The organism is Kitasatospora sp. NPDC059722, from assembly GCF_042733235.1.
Classification (GTDB): domain Bacteria; phylum Actinomycetota; class Actinomycetes; order Streptomycetales; family Streptomycetaceae; genus Kitasatospora.
Map to the genome: position 1 here is coordinate 1 of NZ_JBHWGD010000028.1, position 5,190 is coordinate 5,190.

3 protein-coding genes are annotated in these 5,190 nt (G+C 72.4%); all 3 read right to left on the reverse strand.

Going from position 1 to position 5,190, the window contains the following annotated elements:
- Nucleotides 1-197: 197 nt before the first annotated feature.
- Nucleotides 198-1,010, reverse strand: coding sequence for a hypothetical protein (locus ACFV4F_RS19365; protein ID WP_380503939.1), 813 nt, complete (start codon nt 1,008-1,010; stop codon nt 198-200).
- A gap of 151 nt (nt 1,011-1,161) precedes the next feature.
- Entirely contained in the window at nt 1,162-3,168 is a 2,007-nt protein-coding gene (locus ACFV4F_RS19370) for a glycosyl hydrolase (protein ID WP_380503942.1), read from the reverse strand.
- 191 nt (nt 3,169-3,359) lie between these two features.
- On the reverse strand, nt 3,360-4,997 hold the full coding sequence (locus tag ACFV4F_RS19375) for an alkaline phosphatase family protein (RefSeq protein ID WP_380503945.1): 1,638 nt from the start codon (nt 4,995-4,997) through the stop codon (nt 3,360-3,362).
- Between the last annotated feature and the right edge of the window lie 193 nt (nt 4,998-5,190).

Here is a 5,190-nt window from a genome sequence, read left to right on the forward strand (position 1 = left end):
ACCCTTAACCACCGTGTCTTGGTCGGGGCCCGCATTTTGTTTTACTACCCCCCCCCCCCCCCCCGGGGGCGCGGCCGGCCCCCCCCCCCCCGCCCGCCGGCCCCCCCCCGCCCGGCTCACGGTCCGTCAACCTGACGATCATGGCAGAACGAGGCGGGCGCGGGGTCCCTGTGCCGCCCTCCCCGAGCGGGCGCGGGTCAGGCGGCCTTGGGGAAGTCCTTGCGCTTGATCTTGGCGCGGCGCCCGTCGGGGTGGTGGAAGACGATGCCTTCCGCGAGCGCGCCCGGGGTGTAGCGGCTCTCCATCTCGGCCAGGTAGTCGCGCAGGCCCGCGTAGGTCCGGGGCACGTCCTGGTAGACCGGCACCTGGAGGTTGAAGGGGACGCAGTGGTGCTCGGTCACACCGAGCGGGTTGCCCTGGATGCGGGGGCCGAGGGCCTCGCAGGAGTGCTCGCCGTCGGGCCAGGCGGTGGTGTCGGTGGCGTGGGCGGCGGCGATGATCCACTTGTCCTCGGCGGCCTGCTCGTCGGTGTCGACGTACCAGCCGTCCCGGATGCCCTGCTGCTTCTGGGCCTTCGTCGGGTTGCGGCGCTTCTCCACCCGGACCAGCCGTCCGGCGCGGACGGTGAGGCGGACGTTGGTGCCGTCCAGCTTCTCGGTCGGCACTCCCTCGCCCTCGAAGACCCACGCGCATTCGGCGCGGGGCCGGTCGACGACGCGGAAGGCGTCGTCCCGGTCGAACAGCGTCGGGATCTTCTCCATGACCTGGATGCCCTTTCTGACGTGGCCCAGCAGTTCCTCGTGTGTGATCGCCCCGGCGGCCAGACCGCCCGCGAGCGCGCGGACGAGGTCGGCGACCGAGACCTCCGCCTCGACCGCCACGTGCTTGAGGGCCTTCTTCTCCTCGGGCGACACCCAGGCGACCAGCCGTGACCACCCCTCGGGGGGAGTCCACCGCGCCAGCTGCGCGGGGTCCTTCCGGGGGCGGCCGCGCTTCTTGACCTCGTCCATGCCAGGAGACCCTAGGGACGGCACTGAGGTTGTGTCAATTGGCATAACAGAAAATCGGCGGCACCGGGCGGGCGGAGCGGCCGGCGCGAAGGCGCGGGAGGCCGCCGTCCCGTCGCGGGGCGGCGGCCTCCCGGGTGGGGGCGCAGGGGGCTCAGCGCATGGACACCGCGTCAACGTAGACGGAGGACTGGCCGGTCGCCCCGTCGGCCGGGACGAAGTCGACGCCGAGTTCGCAGACCCTGGTGAGGTCGGGGACGGCGGCCAGGTTGAAGGACAGCCGGGTGCCGTCGGCGTCGACCGGGTAGGTGCCGCTGTCGTACCAGTCGCAGCCGGCACCGGCCTTCACGTACAGCTTGGCCTTGGTGCCCGCGGCCTGGTTGCCCCAGGGGGCGGTGCGGGCGGTCGCGGTGAGGGTGAGGTTGCCGGTCAGGTCGGCCGGGGTGGCGTAGTGGCGCAGCAGGAAGGCCTCGCCGCTCTCCAGTTGGACGTCGGCCTTGAGGGAGTGGGTGCCCTGGGCGGCCCACTCGGTGACCGGCCAGGGGCCGTTCTTGATCTGCCAGGCGCCCCAGCCGTCGGGTCCGGTCTCGAAGTCGCCGAGGGTGCTCGCCGGGGTGGTGGCGGTCAGGTTGTCGATGTACACCGAGCTCTGGCCGGAGGCGCCCGGCGCGGGGGCGAAGCGGACCCCGATCTCCTCGACGTCGGCGAGGTCGGTCACGCCCGCGAGCGGCATCGTCAGCACGGCGCCGTCCGGGCCGACCACGGTGGAACCGCTGTCGTACCAGGTCCTGTTGGCGCCGGTGCGCAGGTAGAGCTTGGCGGTCGTGCCGGCGGCCTGGTTGCCCCAGGGGGCGGTGCGGGCGTCGACGGAGAGCGTGCTGTAGGCGCTGAGGTCCTGGCGGGCGACCTTGTTGAGGTAGGTCTCCGGGCGGGTGAGGTCGACGTCGGCCTTGAGGGAGTGACTCTGCTGGGAGGCCCACTCGTTCACCGTCCAGGGCCCGTTGAGGGTCTGCCAGCCGCCCCAGCCGTCCGGGCCGTCCTCGAAGCCCTCCAGCACGGTGCCCGGTGCGGGCGGGCGCGGCGGCCCGGCCGGGTCGGTCGTGGCGGACGGGTCGATCCCGCCCAGGTTGAGCGTCCACCGGTCGTTCATCAGTGCCGGGGCGCCGAGTTGCACCGTGGGGCTCCACTTGTCGTTCCAGGCCAGGAAGTAGGTGGTGGCCGGGAACCGGGTGCGGATCGCGTCGGCCCAGCGGCCGTAGTCGTAAGCGGCGGGCGCGGGCACGTGGGTGGCGGGGTCGTTCGGCGGGCCGATCTCGGCGAAGGCGAACGGCTTGTGCAGCGCGGTCAGTTCGCCGTAGCCCTGGGCGGCGGCCGGGTCGGTCGGGTAGCAGTCGAGGCCGACCACGTCGGTGTAGGCGTCGCCGGGGTAGTACGCGGCGCGGTCGCCGGCGCCGCAGAGCGGGGAGTAGACCCAGAGCAGGTTGTGCAGGCCCTTGGTCTGGGTGAGGTAGCGGTAGGTGTACTGCCAGGCGGAGATGTAGGCGGCCCGGTCCTGGCCGCTCCACCAGAAGGCGCCCGCGCCGGAGGTGTTCATCTCGTGGAACGGGCGGAACAGGACGGGGACGCCGGCGCCGTTCAGGTCGGCGAGGCCGGTGGCGATCCTGTCGAGGGTCTGCTGCCAGGCGGCGCCGACGGTGGTGGTGGGGTCGGTGAGCTGCTGGAAGCCGTCCAGGTGGGTGTAGAGGCCCTGGAGTCCCGGCTGGACCGGGTTCGGCGCGTGGACGCTGACGGAGACCAGGCCTCCCCTGGCCGACCAGTTCTTCAGGTCGGCGTTGCAGGAGGAGTCGATGGTCGAGCTGCCGTTCGAGCCGTAGTCGCAGGCGATCAGCCCGGGGTACTGGCCGGTCTGGGCCTTCAGGTCCTCGGTCTGGTTGAGCGAGAAGGCGGAACCGCTGTAGCCGGCGAACAGGCCGGAGACCACCCGGTTGCCGGCCCGGCCCGGCAGGTGCGACAGCCAGTCGAGCACCCGGCCGGTGGCCGCGGTGGCCTGGGGATCGGATGGGGCGACGGTGGCCGTGGCGGTCGGAGCGGCCGGGGTGGCCGCGACCAGGGGGGCCAGGAGGAGCGCCGATATCAGGGCGGCGCGAGCTTTCTGAAGCATGATCAGACCGTAACGTGATCCGCTTCCGCGGCCGCCCGGGGCCCGGACGCGGGGTTCGGCTCCTACCGCGGCGCCCCGCCACCGCCCGGCCCTGGAGGCCCTCCTCGACACCGCCATCACGTGACGGGGCCGCGCCCGGATGCGGGCACGGCCCCGGCGTGCCGGTCGGGTGTGTCGGTCGGGTGTGCCGGTCAGGAGGCGTTCAGCGTGGTGTCGTCGATGACGAAGCCGGTCTGGTCGGCGGAGGAGTTCTCCACGCCGGTGAACGTCAGTGTGACGCTCTTGCCGGCGTAGGCGGACAGGTCGAGGGTCCGCTGCGTGTAGCCGTTGGCGGCGTCGAGGTTCGAGTAGGTGGCCAGGGTGCTGCCGTTGGCGGTGACGGTGAGCGTGTCGTCGGCGGTGCCCGTGGTCTTGGCCGTGTCGATGTGGAGCCAGAAGCCGAGCGCGGCCTTGCAGCCGGCCGGGACGGTGACGCTCTGGCTGAGCGTGTCGGTGTGCGCGGAGCCGTAACCGTCCAGCCAGGCGTCCCAGTTGCCGCTGTGCGCGGGCTCGCTGGCCAGGTCGTTGTTGATCACGCCGGAGGTCGCCTTCCACGGCGCCGGGCTGTTCCCGTTCTCGAAGCCCGGGTTGCCGAGCAGCTGGCCGGGCGACGGGCAGCCGGTGCCGGCCGGGCTGACCGTCCAGGTGAACGAGGTGCTACCGGACGGGCCGGTCGAGTCGGTGGCGGTGACGGTGACGGCGGAGGCGCCGGCCGTGGTCGGGGTGCCGCTGATCAGGCCGGTGGAGGCGTTGACCGACAGTCCGGCCGGCAGACCGGTGGCGGCGTAGCCCAGCGTGCCGCCGGCGGTGTCGGTGGCCCGGATCTGGAGGGAGGCGGGGGTGCCGACGGTGCCGGCCTGGTTGCCGGGCGCGGTGACGCTGACGCCGCCGGTGGTGCCGGTGTTCCAGGCGTCGGTGATCGGTGTGGCCTGGGCGGCGGCACCGGCGTACGGCAGGCCGTACATGTCCTCGATGGTGCGCAGCACGCTGAAGTGGTCGATCTGCTCGGTGTAGGTGCCCGGCTTGACCTGCTGGCCGTTGAAGAAGGTGGCGATCTGGTTGGGACCGGCGCTGTCGTCCTCGTCGAAGGTGGTGATCAGCAGGCTGTTGTGGGTCTTGGCCCACTGGACGTAGGCGTCCAGGTTGTTCTTCAGCCAGGTGTCGCCGGTGGGGATCGAGCAGTCGTGGATGTCGTCGCAGAGGTTGGGGATCACCCAGGAGACGGTGGGCAGTTGGGTGAAGTCGGTCGGGAAGCTGGTGAACGGCAGGCTGGCGGAGGCCGGCACGTTGGTGAAGTTGGTCCACGGGACGTGCTTGCGCGCGTACTTGCCCGAGGTGCAGACCGTCGAGCCGGCCGAGGGCAGGCTTTCCGAGTAGCCCTTGAACGTCAGGCCCTTGGCGATGAGTTGGGCGCCCTCGTTGTCGGTGCTGAAGCTGTGCGGGCAGGAGTCGTCGGTGACTCCCTGGTTGGAGCCGGAGAACAGGTCCAGGTAGTTCGGCTGGCTGGGGTGTTCGATCGCGAAGGAGTTGGTGAAGTTCGCGCCGGTGTTGGCCAGTTGGTTGAAGTACGGGGCCTGTGGGTTGCCCACGATGGAGCTCTCCGAGGTGTTTTCGAAGAGCACCACCACGACGTGGTCGGGCCGCGGAACGGCGGCCGTGGCCGCGGCGGGCTGCGCCGCGGCGGCGGTGCCGGCGGTGCCGGTGGCGCTTGCGGGAGCGACGGCGCCGGTGGGCCCGCAGAGCAGGGCGACGGCGGCGGCGAGGCCGGTGGCGAGGCGTGACAGACGCACGGATTCTCCTCGGAGGGGCGGGTGATTGGCCGTCACTGTCCCGCAGTTGACGATGCCCACACAAGAGTTCCGTCGGCGAAGGCCGGGTGAACGGCAGGTCGGGGGGGGGGGCCCCGCGCGCCCCCCGCGCCGGGGCCGCGCCCGGGTCCCGGGGGGGGGCCCCCCCGGCCCCCCCCCCCCCGCGGCGGGGCGC